This window comes from Streptomyces canarius (assembly GCF_014650735.1).
GTDB lineage: Bacteria > Actinomycetota > Actinomycetes > Streptomycetales > Streptomycetaceae > Streptomyces > Streptomyces olivaceoviridis.
Window position 1 is genome coordinate 21,240 of the sequence record NZ_BMVN01000005.1, and the last position, 18,314, is coordinate 39,553.

Here is an 18,314-nt window from a genome sequence, read left to right on the forward strand (position 1 = left end):
CGTAACCGGAACCGGTTCCGCATGTACTGCACGCAGACTAAGCGGAACTGGTTCCGCTTGCAAGGGCGAGGGGAAGGAAACAGGTTGACCGGGAAGGGCACAGACGGCACCGGACGGCAGGACAGGCCGCTGCGCACCGATGCGCGACGGAACGAGGACCGGCTGCTCAGCGCCGCGGCAGAGGCGTTCGCCCGGGAAGGCACGGGCGCCTCGGTCAAGGACATCGCCCGCGCGGCCGGCGTCGGTGTCGGCACGCTCTACCGCCGGTTCCCGTCCAAGGAACTGCTGATCGAGGCGACGTACCGGCATGAAGTAGAGGTGCTGTGCGCAGCAGCGCCCGAACTCACCGCTTCGCTGCCCCCGGCGGAGGCACTCCGGGCCTGGATGGAACGCTTCATCGACTTCATGGCGGCCAAGCACGGCATGGCCGACGTACTCCGAGTGGTACTGACCGACGAGGGCGAGCGGCTGACCACCCGCGCGCACCTCACCGAGGCGGTCCGTCACCTCCTCGCCGCCGGGGCGAGTCAGAACGTCACCCGGTCACAGGTCGAGGCGCGTGACGTCCTCATGGCTCTCGGCGGCATCAGCGTCATGGCCGACACCGAACAACAGCCCGGCCTGGCCCAGGCGCTGATCGATCTGCTCCTGCACGGCGTCCTGACGCGCTGAAGGACGGCCGCCCCGTCCCGCCACACGGGGTGGGTGGCGGGAGTCTGTCAGCAGATACGCATGGCCGCCGGAGGGGTTGGCTCACGGTCTCCCCGTACTCCTCGCGTACTGCCGAAGACGCGGACCGGAGCGACGGCGCGACGGTGGCGAGACCCGTGCGGCCGGCCCGACGTGTACGGCGATTCACCGGCTCGCCGCGGACTCGGCGCTCGCGTGTCTCCTCGCATCCCTCAGGTGGCGACAACCGCCTGGCGGAGCTTGCGGCCAGAACCAGGAGGTGGGCGTGAAGTGAACAATGGGGCGGGGACGTCGACCGCGCCCACCGTGCGGTGTGAAGGCGGTAGCCGGCTTCCACACCGCGTGAAGTCTTCGGCTCGCTGATGTCCAGGCAGTGAGTGGGGACAGCGGCGGCCACGATCCGGTCGTCCAGGCCGGGGTCGCGGCGGCGGCCTCGCAGGACGAGGGCGAGGTGGCGGCGGGCTTCGGCGAGCAGGTGCCGTCGGTCATCGCGGACACCGTCGCGGTGACGTCGCCGGCCGTCGGCGCCATGCCGGCCACGGCGGCGACACGGGCCCGAACCGCCGCAGCCGCGGCACGGACGTACCGAAGGAGGGAGTTGATGACGTCGGCGGCCACCCCGGAGGGGAGCATCGCGCTGGTCTGCCACCAGGCGCGCAGCCGCGGTGGGCAACCGCCGCACGTGGACGCCGTGGTCAGACCGCTGGTTTCACCGCCTCCACGAGCAGGTGGTAGCCCAGGTGGTTGAAGGGCGGTATCTCGCCGAGGAACCGCTCGATCCGGTCGACGAACGAGCGGACGGAGGCGTCCCGCAGGACCTCGTCCGCGAGCCACGCGGCCAGGGGCGAGTTGCCACGCATCCTGGTGACGGTCATCCCGGCGCCGGCGAACAGCGCCGTCAGGTCCTGCGGGCTGAAGCTGTACCAGGGCGCGAGGTAGTCCTCGCCGCTGCGGGTCCGAGTGAACTGCAACTGCTTGGCCGCGACGTCCGTGACGTCGACCGAGGCGAACCGGTCGCCGGTGAACATCTCCTCGAACAGGGCGTTCTTCACGCCGAGCAGCATCCGGCCGCCGGGCCGCAGCACGCGGTGCACCTCGGCGAAGACGGCCGGCCTGTCCTCCAGCGGCAGGTGCATGAGCGCGAGCATGCTGGTGACGGTGTCGAAGGAACCGTCCGGGAAGGGCATGTGCGCCATGTCGCCTTCGCGCAGGTCCGCGGTCAGGTCCCGTTCGCGGAGCTTGCCCGCCGCCATCTCCAGCATCGCTTCCGACAGGTCCAGCCCGCTGACCTGGGCGCCCAGCTCCGCCATGGGCACGGTGAAGCGGCCGGTGCCGCAGCCGATGTCCAAGACGCGTTCGCCGGGCTGGATCTTCTCCAACAGGAAGCGGTGCTCGGTGGTGGTGAACAGCTCGTCGCACGGGCCGAGTCCGGGGATGCGCTCGTCGTACTCCTCGGCCACCCGGCGGTACACGGACCGGACTTGGTCCTTCTGCTGTTCGGCCTGGTCGGCGAGGGTGCGAGGGCGTTGGTCGTACGTCGTCATGTGTTCCTCCTCGGAACAGGAAAACGGGAGAGCGGGAGGGTGAGGACGGGAAGGACGGGTGCGGGGTCAGGCTTCCGGCGGGTCGCGGAGCAGGGGGCAGGACAGGCAGTGCGGACCGCCTCTGCCCCGGACCAGCTCGGCGCTGGGGGTGGTGAGCACCTCGATGCCGGCGGCGGCCAGTTGCTCGTTGGCGACGATGTTGCGGTCGTAGGCGATGACAGTGCCTGGGCGGACGGCCAGGACGTTGGCGGCGTCGCTCCACTGCTCCCGCTCCGCGGCGACATCGGTGCGCTCGCCGCCGGCCGCGATCAGCCGCACTGCGGGCAGGCCGAGGGACCTGGCCAGCCCGGTCAGCGGGTCGTCGACGCTCGCGGCCACCACCGCCCCGTCCCGGTCGAGCCGCAGCATGAACCACCGGCACGCGCTCAGATGCGGGCCGCTGGCCAGGAAGGTGTCCCCGTCGACCATGGTCAGCACCGTGTCGAGGTGCATGCACTGGCGGGCCCGTGGCAGCAGGACGGCGAACACGTGCCGGGCCTGCCCGGATGCGAGCAGGGCGCGGGCCAGTTGCTCCGCGGCGGCGGCCGTGGTGCGTTGGCCGACGCCGACGAGGACACATCCGGGGCCCGCGAGCAGGACGTCGCCGCCCTCCACAGGTTCGCCCGGCCCGGGGACGGCCAGCGGATGTGCTCCGGCGGCGCGGGCGGCCGTCCCCAACAGCAGTCCCTCGGCCCGCCGTGCCGTGCTCGCCATGCGGTGGGCGATGTGACGCCGGCCCAGCCAGCTGCTGCTGTCCCGGACGAAGAGGGAGTTCACCAGCGGTGGCAGCACGAATGCGTCGGGGGAACGAGTCAGGGTGCTGAGCGAGGCCGCGACCGCGCGCGGGTGCTCCACCGCCAGTTCCCGCACGGTGATGCCCGCCAGTAGCAGTCCGGCCCGGTCACGGGGCGGCACCGCCTGGCACATGGCGTCCACCGCCGCGGCGACGGGCGGGCCGAGCCGCTGGGCGGCCACCACCGCCCGCGCCATCGGCCGGCCGGCGCCGGGTTCCGCCAGGGCGGCGGCCAGGACCGACTCCAGCTCCACCACATCGACGCCGTGGCTCCGCAACAGCCCGGTGAAAGCGTCGTGTTCCGCCTGGGCACGCTGTACCCAGGGCACGTCGTCGAAGAGGAGATCGTGACAGTTACCGGGGCCGAGCCGGCTCAGTTCGGCTCCCGGGCGGTGCGTGAGGACCCGGCGCAGGACGCCGGTCTCGTTGTCGACGCACGTGTCGCGCAGGGCCTTCAGGGCCGGTGGTCGGGCGGGCTTCGGGGGCGGGCCGCTCGTGGGTGCGCGTTGCCGCGGGCGATGGTTGTCGAAGAGGGCAGGAGAACGCCTCATGACCGCTCCTGGGATGAGGGAGGGGTGACCGGGGCCGGCCGAAGAAAGCTCGCGAAAAGCAGGCGGCGCATTACCCCGGTCGTGGAAGCGGTGCCGTGTCCGGCCAACGTAGGGAAAAGCATGTGCACGCGTCAACGGTCTGTCCCGGGAATGATCTAGGACGAGCGCGCGAAATGCCGTTGAATCCCTCCTGGGGACGGCGTTGACCTGTGTGAAGTCGCCTGGTCTGAAGGTTGTGTGAAGGCATTCCGTTCACCTGCTCGAACATCCTGGAAAAAAGGCGGCGCAAAGTCGCGGGTTTGAATTTTGTACACGGGGAACAGCGTGATGGCGGCCTCTGCGAACGACGTTGCACAGCCCTTGACACACGGCCCAGCGACGTTCTCACACTGGGGGAAAGGCAGGACTGCCGACAGGACACCTATCGAGTGGGAATCTCTCGTGACCGGTTCGCTCATGCCCGTTGAGAACTCCGATTTACGCAACGAAGTACGGCATCTGCTGGCGGAGCCGGAATTACGCGAAGAACTGAACGGCATATGGAGAACACCGCCGCATGGGGAGTGTCCGGTCCCCCGGCTGACCTACCGAGAATTGGGCCGCCGTGGACTGCTCGCCCCGCACTGGCCGCCGGAGTACGGCGGCCGCGGCGCCGGTGTGTCCGCCGGCGCCGCGGTGGCCGAGGAACTCGCCCTGCACGGTGTCCCCGACAGCGCGCGGGTGAACACCATCGACAACGCCGGCACCACGCTGCTGTCGTTCGGCACCGAGCGGCAGCGCCGCCGCCACTGCCCGGAGATGGCCGCGGGCCGCGTCATCTTCTCCGTGCTGTACACCGAACCGGACGCCGGCAGCGACCTCGGCGGCATGGCCACCCGCGCCGAACGCATCGCGGGCGGCTGGCGGTTGACCGGCACCAAGACCTGGAACGCCACCACGGCGAACGCCCGGTACGGCATCTGCGCGGCACGTGTCGCAGGCGGCGGGGACAACGCCTACGCGGCCACCGCCCTGTTCGTCGTGCCCCTGGACCATCCCGCCGTGCGGATCGAGGCGTTGCCGACGGTCAACCCGGAGCCGTTCTTCACCGTGCACCTCGACGGCGCCGAGGTGGACGACGAGGCGTTGATCGGCTCACCGGATGCCGGATGGTCGATGCTCACCGAGGCCCTGGGGCTGGAACGCACCGGCATCTGCTTCGCCGGGCGGGCCCGCCGTTGGCTGGACCAGCTCGTCCGCGCGCTGGAGGCGCGCGGCGGACCGGGCGGCGCGTATGAACTGTCCCGGCTGGACGCCGAGGTGACCGCGGCGCGCCTGCTGGGCTGGCGGGCGGTGGCCGACCTCTCGGACGGGCGGCTGGGCGCCGCTGCCGCTGCCGCGGCCAAGTGGTGGAACAGCGAACTGGCCCAGAGGGTCGCCCGGCTGGCGTGGGAGCTGCTCGGCCCGCAGGGCTCTCCCGCCTTCCCCGACCTGATGGTGGCCGTCCGCGAGGCACCCGGGCTGACGCTCGCCGCCGGTACCTCGGAAATGCAGTTGTCGACCGTCGTCACTGACCTGCTGGACGGCGGCGACCCGTGGGAGGAGCCGATCTGACATGCCTCGTCGCAGTACCTGGCAGCAGCAGCTGCTCCGGGACTTCACCGCCACCCTCGACTCGTGCGACCCCTCCCGCGTCACCGACGTACGCCGCGCGCTGGCGCGGGACGGCTGGACCGGCGCCTGTCTCCCGGTGGACGACGGGGGCTTGGGGCTGACGGCCGCCGACGCCGCCGCACTGGCCGAGCACTTGGGTCTCGCCCTGGGCCCGAGCGACCCTCTGGACGCCCTGGCGGCGCTCCCGTTCCTCACCCGCGCGGCATCCGGACTGGTCCGGGAGGTCCGCACGGGCGCGTGCGGCGTCGGGGTGGCCGTACCCTGGCCCGACGCCGGCGCCCAGGGCACGGGCCACCATGCCCACCCAGCCGGACTCGACGGCCGGAGCGGTGGACACGACGGCCGGACGACCGCACGGAACAGCCACACCACCCAGTTCCGCGGGCCGGCCCTCTTCACTCAGGAGCCACCGGACCTCGTCCTTCTCCCGGCTGCCGGCGCGCCGGACGTCGTGACCGGGTGGCGGCCGGCCGGCGCGACGCCGTACCCGACCCCGGGCGACACGCTCATGGCCGTGGCCACGGACGGCCCCGGCACCGCCTACCCCGGCCTGGCGGGCGCGTCCGCCGGTCCGCTGTGGGCCGGGTGCGCGCTGCTGCGCAACGCCCACCTGCTGGGTCTGGCCCGCGCCGCGCTCACCCGGGCCGTCGACCGCGCCCGCGGGCGGTCGCAGTTCGGCCGCCCGATCGGCTCGTACCAGGCCGTCGCCTTTCCCCTCGCCGCCCAGCGCGCCCGGCTGGAGGGGCTGCGCCTGGCGAACGACGCGCGGCTGCGCGAACTCGACGCCGACGGACAGGGCATCAGCCCCGAGCGGGCCTGGCGGGCGCTGGCCGGCGCGCTGGCTCTGACGGCCGCGGTCACCGCGCTGCTGGAGGACTGCGTGCGTCACGCCGTGCACGTGCACGGGGCGTACGGTCTGTACGACGGGAGTCCCGTCGCCGCCTGCCACCGCCGCCTGATGACGGAGACGGCGCGCTGGGGACCGTACGGGCAGCCGGCCGGCCCGTTCCTCTCGCCGTCCGCGGCGGACCCCGGTCCTCGCGGCGAGCCGGCCCCGCGCCGGCTGGCCCGACTGCGGGAACCGGCGAGCGTACGCAACACGGAGGTGCGGTATCCGGCCGGGCGGTGTGTGCACGAGTTGTTCGAGGCAGCCGCGGCCCGCCATCCCGGTGCGGTCGCCGTCCGCAGCGCCGAGGGCGACCTCACCTACGCGCGGCTGGACGCGGACGCCGAGCGCCTGGCCGAGGCCCTGTCCCGCCGCGGCATCGGCGCCGGTGACCTCGTAGGGCTGCACATGGAGCACGGTCCCGGAGCGGTGACGGCGATCCTGGCGGTGCTCAAGGCGGGTGCCGCCTATCTGCCGCTCGATCCCGCCCATCCACCGCAGCGGAACGCCTTCGTGTCCGAGGACGCGGGCGCCGCCCTCGTCCTGGGCGAAGCCCGGCTGCTCGACCGTCTGCCGCCGCTGCGCGTCCCGGTCATGCCCCTGCCGGAGCCGGCCCGGAACGCGGCGGGTCTGCGGAGCGCGAGGCGGCCGGCGGCTGCCGACTCGCTCGTGTACGTCCTCTACACCTCCGGTTCCACCGGTACGCCCAAAGGGGTCGAGGTCGAACACCGCAATCTGACCAACCGGCTGTACTGGGACGCCGCCACGTTCCCGCTGCACCCGTCGGACGCGGTCCTGCACCACACGTCCCTCGGCTTCGACATCTCCGTGTGGGAGATCTTCGCCCCGCTGATCTCCGGCGCCACGCTCGTCGTCCCCCCGCCCGGAGCGCTGCGCGACCCGCACCGGATGCTCACCCTCATGCGGGACACCGGCGTCACCGTGCTGGCCTGCGTCCCCTCCCTGCTGGACGTGCTGCTGGACGAGGACGATCCGGCCCTCGCCGACGTGACCGGCCTGCGGTACGTCTTCTGCGGCGGCGAGAGCCTGCCGCCGCGGCTGGTCGACCGGTTCCACGCGCTGGGACTGCCGGCGGAGCTGCACAACTTCTACGGCCCCAGCGAGTGCACCATCGACGTCACGTCCTGGCAGTGCCGTCCCGGGGCCGGTGACGCGCCGGTGCCGATCGGAACGCCGCTGGCCAACGTCCGCGTGCACGTGCTGGACGAGCGCGGCGAGCCGGTGCCGCCCGGCCGGCCGGGCGAGCTGTACGTCGGCGGGTCCGGTGTGGCCCGCGGCTACCGCCGGCGCCCCGGCCTGACCGCGCGGCGCTTCCTGCCCGACCCGTTCGCCGGCCGGCCCGACGCGCGCATGTACCGCACCGGCGACCTCGTGCGCATGGACCGGGACGGGGTCCTGCACTTCCTCGGCCGGACCGACCGCCAGGTGAAGATCCGCGGTCACCGCGTGGAACTCGACGAGATCCAGCACGCCTTGGAACGGCACCACGGCGTCCGCGCCGCGGCGGTCCGTGCCGTCGACGACCGTATCGAGGCCCATGTCGTCGCCGCGGACGGCACTGCCCCGGACACCGCCGGCCTGACCCGGCACCTGCGCCGCACCCTGCCCGCCTACATGCTCCCCGCGGCCTACGGCTTCCTGCCTGCGCTGCCCGTCACCGGCAACGGCAAGACCGACTACGCCACGCTGCCGCGCCTGCGGCCGGAGCGCCACGAGACGGAGACCGGGAGCGGCGGGCCGGACGCCCTGGAGGACGCGCTCGCCGGGCTCGCGGGCCGGCTGCTCGGCCGGGACCGGCTGGATCCGGGCGAGGACTTCTTCGCCGCGGGCGGCAGTTCGCTGCACGCCGCCCGGTTCGTCTCCCGGGCACGCGCGGAACACGCCCTGGACGTCCGTCTGGAGCACTTCCTCGCGTCCCCCACCGTCCGGGACCTCGTCAAGAGCGCAGCGCACGCACGGGAAGGCGACCACTCCGATGACTGACCGACAGCCCCGCACCCGGCGCCAGGAGGGGCCTGCCGACGCCCGGATCCGCGTGTTCTGCTTCCCGCACGCCGGGGCGGGCACCGGCGCCCACCGCGCCTGGATCACCGCGCTCGCCCCCGACATCGACGTCCACCCGATGGTGCTGCCGGGCCGGGACGGGCGCTACACCGAGCCGCCCCGCTCCAGTGTGACGGCCCTCGCCCGCGGCTGTGCCGACGACGTGGCCGAGGTCCTGGACCACGCGGCGGACGACCGGCCGTACGCCCTGTTCGGGCACAGCCTGGGTGCCGTCACCGCCTACGAGACCGCCCGGGTCCTGCTGCGCCGGGGCAGGCCGCCGGCGATGCTGGTGGTCTCGGGCAGCGAACCCCCGCACCGCCTCACTCCGCCGGCCCGCCCCTGCCACGACCTGCCGGACGACACCTTCCTCGCGGAGGTGATCCGGCTCGGCGGCACCTCACCGGAGATCCGTGAGGAGCCGGAGCTCCTGCGGCTGATGCTGCCGGCGCTCCGCGCGGACTTCGCCGCCGCCGAGACCTACCGGCACCGCCCGGGCGGTCTGCCGCTGCCGATCCCGATCGCCGTCTACGCCGGCGCCGAGGACATGACGCTCGTACCGCGCCGCCTGGACGACTGGGGCCAGCTGACCCGCGTCCCCGTCGTGCGGCACCGGCGCTTTCCCGGCGGCCACTTCTACCTCGACACGGGCCGCCCGCTCGCCCTGCAAGCCCTGCGCCACGACCTGATGCAGGCGGCCACGCCGTACCACGCCCCGCCCCGGACCCCGACCGCCCACCTGTCCAGGAGGTCCCTGTGACCGTCTCCCCGGCCACGACGACCGTGGCGACGCGGCATCCGCTCCAGCCGCTGACCGCCGACGAGATCCGCCTCGCCGCCACGCTGCTGAAGTCCCGGCGCCAGCTCACGGCGGACGTGCGTTTCGTGATGATGTCGCTCAAGGAGCCGGACAAGGACCGGCTGGCCGACGAGGATCCGCAGCGCCGCCCGCCACGCGAGGTGAGCGTCGTCCTGCGCGACCGGCGGCACCGCCGTACCTACGAGGCGGTGGTCTGTCTGGACACCGAGGAGGTCACCCTCTGGCGCCCGTGTCCCGGTGTCCACACCGCCATCACCGAGGAGGAGTTCGCGCAGTGCGACGCCGCGGTCCGCGCGGACCCCCGCTGGCAGGAGGGCATGCGCCGGCGCGGTTCCGGGGACTTCTCCCTCGCCATGGTCGACGCCTGGCCGACCGGCCACACCGGCGACCACCCCGACTGGCCGGGACGGCGGCTGTCCTACGCGCTCACCTTCCTCCGCGCCCGTCCCCGCGACAACGGCTACGCCCGCCCGGTCGAGAACCTGGTGGCGCTCGTGGACCTGGACTCGATGGAGGTCCTGGAGGTCACCGACCGGGGCGTGGTGCCGCTGCCGCCGCTCTCCGGGAACTACGACCCGGACGAGCGCGCCGACGATGGCAACTGGCCGCCCGCCGTGCGTGAGCGCACCGACTTGAAACCGATCGACATCACCCAGCCCGAGGGGCCGAGCTTCACGGTCGACGGGTACGCGGTCCGCTGGCAGAAGTGGCGGCTGCGTCTCGGCTTCACCGTCCGTGAGGGCCTGGTGCTGCACCAGCTGGGATACGAGGACAAGGGCCGGGTCCGGTCGGTGCTGCACCGTGCTTCCCTCGCCGAGATGTACACGCCGTACGGCGACCCCGGCTTCACCCACTACCGCAAGAACGCCTTCGACGAGGGCGAGTACGGCGCCGGGTTCATGGTCAACGCCCTCGAACTCGGCTGCGACTGCCTCGGCGAGATCCATTACTTCGACGCCGTGGTGCACGACCAGGACGGCGAGCCGGTCATGCTGCCCCACGCCATCTGCATGCACGAAGAGGACATGAACATCGCCTGGAAGCACACGGACTTCCGCACCGGCAGGGTCGTCACCCGGCGGCAGCGCCGACTGGTCATCTCCTCCTTCGCCGTCCTCGGCAACTACCAGTACGGGTACTTCTGGTACCTGTACCTGGACGGCACGATCGGCTTCGAGGTCAAGCTGACCGGGATGATCTCGACGGGGGCGTTCTCCGGCCCCTGCCCGCCGTACGGCGCGGCGGTGGCGCCCGGTCTGTACGGCCCGCACCACCAGCACTTCTTCTCCATGCGCCTGGACATGGCCGTCGACGGATCGCGTAACTCGGTGTACGAGGTCGACTCGGTGCCGCTGCCGATGGACGAGCACAATCCGTACGGCAACGCCTGGCGCACCGAGGCGCGCCTGCTGGCCACGGAGCGGCAGGCCGAGCAGCGCACCGCGCAGGCCGCCACCGGCCGCTTCTGGAACATCGTCAACCCGCGCCGGCGCAACGGCCTCGGTGAGCCGGTCGGTTACAAGCTCGTCCCGTCCTCGGGTCTGCTGCCCATGCAGCCCCGGGGCAGCCAGGCCTGGCACCGGGCCCGCTTCACCTACGGCCACCTCTGGGTCACCGCGCACGACCCCGCCCAGATGTACGCCGCCGGCGACTACCCCAACCAGCATCCCGGCGACGGAGGTCTGCCCGAGTACGTGCGGGACGACCGGCCCACGGCCGACACCGACATCGTGTTGTGGCACACCTTCGGCGAGCACCACGTCGTACGGCCCGAGGACTGGCCGGCGATGCCGGTGATAGCCACGGGGTTCACGCTGCTGCCGAACGGCTTCTTCGACGGCAACCCCGCCCTGGACCTGCCCGCGCCCGACGCCTGCCGGGCCGGCTCCTGCCACGACCCACTGCCCGATGACCGCACTCCGGAAAGGAACAGCGCACCATGAGCACGACACTGACCGACCGCTATCCCACCCGGCTGCTGGAACCCGGTCCGCGCGTGCCCCGGCACGATCCGGTGGTGTGGGGTGACCCGGCGGACGGGCCGCTCTCCCCCGGTGAGTGCACCGACTTCGCCGACCGCGGTTACCGCCATGCTCCGCAGCCGTTGTTCGGCCCGCAGGAGGTGAACGTTCTGCGGCAGGAAGCCGCCCGGCTGGCCGCCGATCCAGCCCTGCGCGCCGACGAGCGCACGGTGGTGGAGGAGGCCTCCCAGGAGGTTCGCTCCGTCTTCGAGGTGCACCGCGTCAGCCCCGCCTTTGCCCGGCTGGCCGCGGACCCGCGCCTCGCGGACGTGGCCCGCCAGCTCCTGGGCTCGGAGGTGTACGTGCACCAGAGCAGGGTGAACTACAAGCCGGGCTTCACCGGCGGACCCTTCTACTGGCACTCCGACTTCGAGACCTGGCACGCCGAGGACGGCATGCCGCGACCGCGCGCGCTGAGCGTCTCGATCGCCCTGACGGAGAACTTCCCGTACAACGGCAGTCTGCTGATCATCCCCGGTTCGCACCGCACCTTCGTGCCCTGCGTCGGCCGCACCCCGCCCGGCCACCACCGCACCTCACTGCGCACCCACTCCCCCACCGTCGGCATGCCGGACCAGGACGCGGTGCGCGAGCTGGCCGAGGAGGCCGGGGGGATCGACCAGTTCACCGGGCCGCCCGGGTCCGCGACGTTCTTCGACTCCAACTGCATGCACGGCTCGAACGGCAACATCACACCCTGTCCGCGCTCCAACATCTTCCTCGTGTACAGCAGCGTCGAGAACACGCTCGGGCCGCCGTACGCCGCACCCGCTCCCCGGCCGTCGTACATCGCGTCCCGGGACTTCACACCCGTCGGGGAGGCCCGGTGAACCTCGGCGAACCCTTGCACAACTTCGTCGGCGGAGCCCGGCGTCCGGCCCGCACCGACGAGACCACGCCTCTGGTGAACCCGGCCACCGGGCGCCCGGCCGGAACGGCTCCCGTCTCCGGCGAGGCCGACATCGACGCGGCCGTACGCTCCGCCCAGGACGCGTTCGAGCGCTGGCGGGACACCCCGCCCGGCGAGCGGCAACGGGCGCTGCTCAGGATCGCGGACGCCCTGGAGGAGCGGTCCGCGGAGTTCGCGGCAGCGGAGACGGTCCACACCGGCAAGCCACTGCGCCTCGTCGTGCGCGAGGAGATGGTCCCCCTGACGGACCAGATCCGGTTCTTCGCGGGGGCCGCCCGGATGCTGGAGGGCCGTTCCACGGGCGAGTACCTGCCCGGCCACACCTCCTCGGTCCGCCGGGAGCCGGTCGGCGTGTGTGCCCAGGTGACGCCCTGGAACTACCCGCTGATGATGGCGGTGTGGAAGTTCGCCCCCGCCGTCGCGGCCGGCAACACCGTGGTGCTCAAACCCTCGGACACCACCCCGGTGACCACGCTGATGCTGGCCGAGCTGGCGGCGGAGTTCCTGCCACCGGGCGTCCTGAACGTGGTCTGCGGCACCCGGGAGACCGGGAAACGGCTGGTAAGGCATCCCGGGCCGGCCATGGTGTCGGTGACCGGCAGCGTGCGCGCCGGCACCGACGTGGCCTCGGCCGCCTCCGCCGAAGTCAAACGCGTCCACCTGGAACTGGGCGGCAAGGCGCCGGTGCTGGTCGCGGCCGACGCGGACCTGGCGCACGCGGCGCGGGGCATCGCCGAGGCGGGCCTCTACAACGCCGGCCAGGACTGCGCGTCGGCGTGCCGGATCGTCGTCGACGCCTCGGTGCACGACGCGTTCGTGGAGCACCTGGTGCGCGAGGTCAAGGAGCTGACGCCGGGACCGCCCGACGCTCCCGGCGCCTGGTTCGGACCGCTCAACAGCGCGGCGCAGCGGGACCGGGTCCGGGGCTTCCTGGAGCGGCTGCCCGCCCACGCCCGTACGGTCGCCGGGGGTTCGGCGCTGCCGGGTGAGGGGTTCTTCCACGAGGGCACGGTGGTCACGGGGCTGCGCCAGGACGACGAGGCGGTGCAGGAGGAGATCTTCGGGCCCGTCCTGACCGTGCAGGCGTCCGCCGACGACGAGGAGGCGCTGCGCATGGCCAACGACGTGCGGTACGGCCTGGCCTCGTCGGTGTGGACGCGGGACCACCGCCGTGCCGTGTCCATGGCCCGGCGCATCGACGCCGGCATCGTCTGGATCAACTGTCACATGCCCACGGCCGCCGAGATGCCGCACGGCGGCTTCAAGCAGTCCGGGTACGGCAAGGACCTGTCGGCGTACGGGCTGGAGGACTACACGCGCGTCAAGCACGTCATGACCTACACCGGCACCTGACGTGACCGGTGCGGCCGGTGTGTTCAGCGCAGGGCGATGAGCGCGATGGCGGCGGCAGCGCACACCAGTCCGGCGGCCTGCCACCGCGTCAGCCGCTCGTGCAGGAAGACCAGCGCCAGCAGCACGGGGATGGCCGGATAGAGCGCCGACAGCACGGTGGCCACGGCCATCAGCTGGTGCCGGGTGGCGGCCAGGTACAGGATGATCGCGACCGTGCCGACCGCACCGGCCGCGGCGGCCACCGCCGCCGGCCGGCCGGGCATCGTCACCGGGGACCGGTAGAGGACGAGCACGGCAGCGATGACCAGCACGGAGGCGACCCGGCTGACGACGACGGGCCACAGGCCGCCGCCCGCGCCCACCTGAGCCATCGCCAGGAACTGCACTCCGAAACCGGCGCTCGCGGCCAGCGCGGCCGGCACGCCCGCAGTCCCCGACGGACCCCCGCCCGGGCTCGGTCCCGCCTGGGAGACGAGCCAGAGCGCGGGCACCGCCGCCGCGATGCCGACCCAGGCGGCAGCGGCCGGCCGTTCGCCCAGCAGGGCCACCCCCACCAGGACGGGAAGGGCGACGGCGCCCACGTCGCTGACCGGGACGACGACGCTCATCTGCCCCTGGGACATCGCCCGGTAGAGGAAGGCGACCCCCACGCCCGTGCCGACGCCCGAGAGCGCCCCGAACCCATAGTCACCCGCCGTCGCGGAGCCGCCGGCGGACGACAGGGCCGCCACCAGCGCAACCGCGGTCCCGGCAAGCTGTGCGTACAGGGCCACGGTGATGCCGTCGACCCGGCGGGAGACGAGCCCGTTCGCGAAGTGGGTCACTCCGAAGCAGAGCGCAGAGGCCAGCGCCAGCGTCTCACTCACGGGCCCTCCCCGCGGGCGGCTGCGGACTCTCCCCGGGCGGTAAGGCATCGGCGCGCACACACATACCGAGCGCCCTACCCGGGATCCCCACGATGATGACACCCGGCTGACCGGCCGCTGCCCGGCGTCGATGAAGGACGTCCCACCCAGGCAGTCCCGGCTGTGCCGTCGAGCGTGCCGCAGCGGTGGGCGAGGTGTCTCCCGCTCCCCCGCTGTCCGGCCCGAGGGTCGCGGCGCAGCCGGCGCGCCGGGATCGGCTGGGGCCGCGGACCGCGACATCCGCACCGGCGGCAGCAGGGCCCCCGTTCTGCCCGGCTCCCGGGCGCCGGACCGCTAGCCCTTCAGCGACCGGATGACGTTCAAGGCCAGGTCGATCTCTTCGGGGAAGTTGACGATCCCCGCCGACAGACGTACGTGGGGAATCCCGTACGGCGTGGCGTTGGCGATGACCCGGTTCTCGCGGAGGATCCGTGCCACCTCCTGCGGTGCGTGACCCTCCACGTCGAAGGTGACGATGCCCGCGGACAGCTCGGGGTCGAGTGGCGTGTGGAGCGTCACGTGCTCCATGGCGGCCAGGCCTTCCTTGATCTGGCTGTTCAGCTCCGCGATCCGGTCCTGGATCCGCTTGCGTCCGATCTGCCGGACGAAGCGGAACGCCTCGGCGGCGGCCCACTGGTGTTCGTAGGAGAAGAATCCGCCCGGACTGACCCATGCGGCTTCCGTGGGGCCGGCCGGCCGGCGGTCCTGGCGCCACGCCGCGGAGGTCTCCTTGCTCATCAGGCTGGGAATCGTCGGCTGGAGGAGCGCCCAGTTCTCCGCCTTCGCCCACATGATCCCGGTCCCGCGCGGTCCCAGGATCCACTTGTGCGTACCGGCGGAGAAGAAGTCGCAACCCATCTGTGCGACGTCCTCGTCCGCGACGCCGAACCCGTGGACCCCGTCCACCACCAGCAGGATGCGGTCGGCTTCGTCGCGGTTCCGGTTCAGGTCGGCGATGGCGTCGGCGATCCTGGACATCGGCAGGCGCACGCCGGTGTTGGAATGCACCCAGGCCACACCGAACACACGGGTGTTGGGGCGCACGGCGGCGCGCAGCCGGGCGATGGCCTCGTCGGCGGAGAAGTCGAACGAGGAGTCGTAGAGCGGGATCGAGCGCATGGTCGCGCCCCACTTGTCGGCGGCCAGGCGGATCGCCTCGTGGTGCGGGTAGAACTCGTGCGTGGTGGTCAGGACCTCCTGGCCCGGCTTCAGCCGCAGGCCGTTGTAGGTCAGGGCCAGTCCCATGGTGGTGCTGCTGGTCAGGGCGATCTCGTTGGCCTGCCCGCCGACGTACTCGGCCGCCTCGGCACAGACGGTACGCCACAGCATGTCCTCTTCGCGGGCGAACATGTTGTCGTCGAGGAAGCTGTGCGGGTTCTCGTCGAACGCGCGCCGGTAGTTCGTGATGGCGTCACGGACGGGCGTCGGATTCGAGGCGAGGTAGAAGTTGGACAGGTGCACGAGGTCGGGCGACAGGAGGAACTGCGCACGGACGGATTTCCAGTCGCCCGGATCGAAAGGCTGGGGCGCGGTCTCCGGCGTGACCTGCGAGACGCTCGCGATGTCGGAGTCGACAAAGCTTGCCGGGTTCGTAAGGGACACGATCACTCCTCTTGACTGTGACTGGGCTGGATGTGTGCGGGCGCCGGACCACGGCCCGGACCTGCCGGTCGCACATGGGGGTCGAGCCGGGGGAGTTCTCAGATGACCTCGGAACGGTCCGCCATCGGGCCGACCTGCTCCGTTTCGCTCCTCTGCTCCTCCTCCTCGCCGCGGTGCGCGTCCGCCGTCTCGACGCCGGCCTGCGCGGTCCGGGAGCGCCGGCGTGCGTCGGTTGCCCAGACGATCAGCGCACAGGCCGCGAACACGGCCCCGAGGAGGCTGGAGGCGGCCCAGCCGTGGGAGGAGAAGACGGAGGTGGTGGCGGCTGCGCCGAGGGCGGAGCCGAGGGAGTAGAAGACCATGTAGCCGCCGATGACGCTGCTGGTGCGGTCCGGGTGCGCGGTGGTGAGCACGTGCTGGTTGCTCACGTGCACGACCTGGACCGAGAAGTCGAGCACCACGATGCCGACGGCGAGCAGCCACAGGGACCAGGACAGCTGCGCGGTCGCGGCCCAGGAGACGATGAGCAGCACCAGCGCGAGGCCGCTGATCGGGATCGCCCGTCCCGCGTCCGCCCACCGCCCCGCACGTGCCGCGCCCAGGGCGCCGGCGAGTCCGGCGATGCCGAACAGTCCGATCTGGCTCTCGCTCAGGTGCCACGGTGCGTGCGCCAGCGGCAGGGACAGGCCACTCCACAGGGTGCCGAACGAGGCGAACAGGAAGAACGCGATGAGACCGCGCGTCAGGAACAGACGCTGCCCGAACAGCCCGCCGAGCGAAACGACGGCCTGTCGGTAGCCCGCGGGCCGTCGGGAGCCGTCCTCGGGCGGCAGCGCGCGCAGGACGAGGGCGGCGAGGGCCAGGGCGAGCACGCCGAGCACGGCGTACATGCTGCGCCAGCCCCACACCTGCGCGAGCACGCCGGTGACGAACCGCGCGCCCAGGATGCCCACCACCACACCCGACGTCACGACACCGATGTTGCGTCCGCGCTCGGCGGGCGGCGAGACCGTCGCGGCGTAGGCCACCGTGGTCTGTACCACGACCGCGAACATGCCGGCCAGGGCGAGCCCGGCGAAGGCCGTCCACGCGGCCGAGGCCGCGGCCGTCACGAACAGGCCCGCCGCGGTGACGGTCATGTGCACCGCGATGAGCCGGCGCCTGTTGGCGACCACGTCGCCGAGCGGCACGAGCAGCACCAGGCCGACCAGATAGCCGAACTGGCCGGTGGAGACGATCCACCCGGCGTGCTGTGCCGACACCCCGAGGCTGTCTCCCATGGGCGGCAGCACCGTTTGCGCAGCGTAGATGCTCGCCACCGCGACACCGCACACGGTCGCGAGGAGTAACCGTCGCCAGACGTCCATCGCACTCCTTACAAAAATGAGTAGCAAAGTGAAACTGTTTCGACCGTAGGGCATGATGGTCTCAATCCGCAACTCATCGGGAGGTGTCATGCCGCGCCCCTCCACGGGCACTCCGAGCCCCGCCTGGACCGATCCCGACTGCCCGGTGGCCCGCACGCTCGACCTCGTCGGTGACCGGTGGAGCCTGCTGATCGTCCGGGACGCGATGGACGGCGCACGGTCCTTCACCGAGTTCCAGCAACGGACCGGCATCGCCCGCAACATCCTCACCGACCGCCTGCGCAAGCTCACCGCCCACGGAGTCCTGGCCCAGCAGACCGCGCCCTCGGGCCGCCGCCTCCAGTACGTCCTCACCGACGTCGGCCGCGATCTCTTCCCCGTCCTGCTCACCCTCCGCCAGTGGGGGGAGCGCCACGCCTTCGCACCCGGCGAGGCGCACTCCACCCTGGTCGACCGGCAGGGCGCCCGTGTGCCGGACATCAGGCCGACCGGCGCCGACGGTGCCCTCCTCGACGCCGACACCACTCACGTGCGGAAGACCGGCGGCGAACGACAGCGGTGAGGCGACGGCCGGCGAGACGGTCAGCGCCTGTGCTCGGGCACGCGCGGCGACGCGGTGCGCCCGGCCGGTTCACGGGCGGCACCCGCAGGCCAGACGACCTCCACGGCGATACCGCGGGCACGGGCGTAGGCGACCATGTGGGCGGTGGCGTCCTGCCCGCTGGACGGTGAACCGTCCCAGACGGCCAGCAGCCGGGTGCAGCCGCTGACCAGCCGTTCGTCCGCGCTCACACAGGCGTCCCGGTCCAGCGGGTCGAAGGGGAGCATCCGTATCCGCCCGGCCAGGGCCAGCAGTTCCCGGTGCGCCCGCCGGTCGTGGAACGGAGCGTCGGCGAAGGCATCGCCCCGTTCCGGGAGCAGGACAACCAGGCGCCGTCCCACCTCGTGCACCACCCGCCCGAACGCCAGGGGCAGTCCGGCGCCGGCGCGTACCAGTGCCGTCGCGTCGGGCGGCAGGCCCCGCAGGCGTTCCCGCAGTTCGGCCCGCACCAGCTCCCAGGTGGTCGGGGTCAGGTCGGCATGTCCCACTGCCGTGATCATCCCATCGCTCGCTTT

Annotated in this window: 14 protein-coding genes; 8 read left to right on the plus strand and 6 right to left on the minus strand. The window is 72.4% G+C overall.

Translation table 11 applies throughout. From position 1 onward, the window contains the following. Positions 1-84: 84 nt before the first annotated feature. The gene (locus IE294_RS09065) at positions 85-672 is read left to right on the plus strand and encodes a TetR/AcrR family transcriptional regulator (RefSeq protein WP_189884150.1); all 588 of its coding nucleotides are present in this window, start codon (positions 85-87) and stop codon (positions 670-672) included. Positions 673-1,385: 713 nt separating this feature from the next. Here IE294_RS09065 and IE294_RS09070 read toward each other — a convergent pair. Continuing rightward, the gene (locus tag IE294_RS09070) at positions 1,386-2,234 is read right to left on the minus strand and encodes a class I SAM-dependent methyltransferase (RefSeq protein WP_189884152.1); all 849 of its coding nucleotides are present in this window, start codon (positions 2,232-2,234) and stop codon (positions 1,386-1,388) included. A 66-nt stretch (positions 2,235-2,300) separates the two neighbouring features. Beyond that, on the minus strand, positions 2,301-3,617 hold the full coding sequence (locus tag IE294_RS09075) for an arginine deiminase (RefSeq protein ID WP_229917062.1): 1,317 nt from the start codon (positions 3,615-3,617) through the stop codon (positions 2,301-2,303). Between the two features lie 456 nt (positions 3,618-4,073). Between IE294_RS09075 and IE294_RS09080 the strand changes: the two genes are divergently transcribed. The 6 genes from IE294_RS09080 to IE294_RS09105 are packed head-to-tail and all read left to right on the plus strand — an operon-like array spanning position 4,074 to position 13,324. Continuing rightward, entirely contained in the window at positions 4,074-5,210 is a 1,137-nt protein-coding gene (locus IE294_RS09080; protein WP_229917063.1) for an acyl-CoA dehydrogenase family protein, read from the plus strand. 1 nt (position 5,211) lies between these two features. Further along, positions 5,212-8,160, plus strand: coding sequence for an amino acid adenylation domain-containing protein (locus IE294_RS09085; RefSeq protein WP_189884154.1), 2,949 nt, complete (start codon positions 5,212-5,214; stop codon positions 8,158-8,160). Next, entirely contained in the window at positions 8,153-8,980 is an 828-nt protein-coding gene (locus IE294_RS09090) for a thioesterase II family protein (RefSeq protein WP_189884157.1), read from the plus strand. The genes IE294_RS09085 and IE294_RS09090 overlap by 8 nt, the downstream gene beginning before the upstream one ends. Further along, entirely contained in the window at positions 8,977-10,983 is a 2,007-nt protein-coding gene (locus IE294_RS09095) for a primary-amine oxidase (protein WP_189884159.1), read from the plus strand. The genes IE294_RS09090 and IE294_RS09095 overlap by 4 nt, the downstream gene beginning before the upstream one ends. Beyond that, on the plus strand, positions 10,980-11,891 hold the full coding sequence (gene thpD / locus IE294_RS09100) for an ectoine hydroxylase (protein WP_189884161.1): 912 nt from the start codon (positions 10,980-10,982) through the stop codon (positions 11,889-11,891). The genes IE294_RS09095 and thpD overlap by 4 nt, the downstream gene beginning before the upstream one ends. Next, positions 11,888-13,324: an aminobutyraldehyde dehydrogenase gene (locus IE294_RS09105; protein ID WP_189884163.1), complete on the plus strand. Its 1,437-nt coding sequence runs from the start codon at positions 11,888-11,890 to the stop codon at positions 13,322-13,324. The genes thpD and IE294_RS09105 overlap by 4 nt, the downstream gene beginning before the upstream one ends. A 23-nt stretch (positions 13,325-13,347) precedes the next feature. Here IE294_RS09105 and IE294_RS09110 read toward each other — a convergent pair whose 3' ends face one another. From IE294_RS09110 to IE294_RS09120, 3 genes are all read right to left on the minus strand, one after another. Then, positions 13,348-14,190, minus strand: a complete 843-nt coding sequence (locus IE294_RS09110; protein ID WP_189884165.1) for an EamA family transporter — start codon at positions 14,188-14,190, stop codon at positions 13,348-13,350. A 333-nt stretch (positions 14,191-14,523) separates the two neighbouring features. Next, positions 14,524-15,831: an aminotransferase class V-fold PLP-dependent enzyme gene (locus tag IE294_RS09115; RefSeq protein WP_229917064.1), complete on the minus strand. Its 1,308-nt coding sequence runs from the start codon at positions 15,829-15,831 to the stop codon at positions 14,524-14,526. Between the two features lie 98 nt (positions 15,832-15,929). After that, positions 15,930-17,198: an MFS transporter gene (locus tag IE294_RS09120; RefSeq protein ID WP_189884167.1), complete on the minus strand. Its 1,269-nt coding sequence runs from the start codon at positions 17,196-17,198 to the stop codon at positions 15,930-15,932. An 88-nt stretch (positions 17,199-17,286) separates the two neighbouring features. Between IE294_RS09120 and IE294_RS09125 the strand changes: the two genes are divergently transcribed. Further along, entirely contained in the window at positions 17,287-17,760 is a 474-nt protein-coding gene (locus tag IE294_RS09125; RefSeq protein WP_189884169.1) for a winged helix-turn-helix transcriptional regulator, read from the plus strand. 20 nt (positions 17,761-17,780) lie between these two features. Here the strand turns inward: IE294_RS09125 and IE294_RS09130 are convergent, their stop codons facing one another. Then, entirely contained in the window at positions 17,781-18,299 is a 519-nt protein-coding gene (locus tag IE294_RS09130) for a hypothetical protein (RefSeq protein ID WP_189884171.1), read from the minus strand. Positions 18,300-18,314: the final 15 nt, after the last annotated feature.

Coding starts and splice junctions, on each gene's coding strand:
- IE294_RS09070 (WP_189884152.1), bottom strand. CDS start 2,234: ATGACGACGTACGACCAACGCCCTCGCACCCTCGCCGACCAGGCCGAA.
- IE294_RS09075 (WP_229917062.1), bottom strand. CDS start 3,617: ATGAGGCGTTCTCCTGCCCTCTTCGACAACCATCGCCCGCGGCAACGC.
- IE294_RS09080 (WP_229917063.1), top strand. CDS start 4,074: ATGCCCGTTGAGAACTCCGATTTACGCAACGAAGTACGGCATCTGCTG.
- IE294_RS09085 (WP_189884154.1), top strand. CDS start 5,212: ATGCCTCGTCGCAGTACCTGGCAGCAGCAGCTGCTCCGGGACTTCACC.
- IE294_RS09090 (WP_189884157.1), top strand. CDS start 8,153: ATGACTGACCGACAGCCCCGCACCCGGCGCCAGGAGGGGCCTGCCGAC.
- thpD (WP_189884161.1), top strand. CDS start 10,980: ATGAGCACGACACTGACCGACCGCTATCCCACCCGGCTGCTGGAACCC.
- IE294_RS09120 (WP_189884167.1), bottom strand. CDS start 17,198: ATGGACGTCTGGCGACGGTTACTCCTCGCGACCGTGTGCGGTGTCGCG.
- IE294_RS09125 (WP_189884169.1), top strand. CDS start 17,287: ATGCCGCGCCCCTCCACGGGCACTCCGAGCCCCGCCTGGACCGATCCC.
- IE294_RS09130 (WP_189884171.1), bottom strand. CDS start 18,299: ATGATCACGGCAGTGGGACATGCCGACCTGACCCCGACCACCTGGGAG.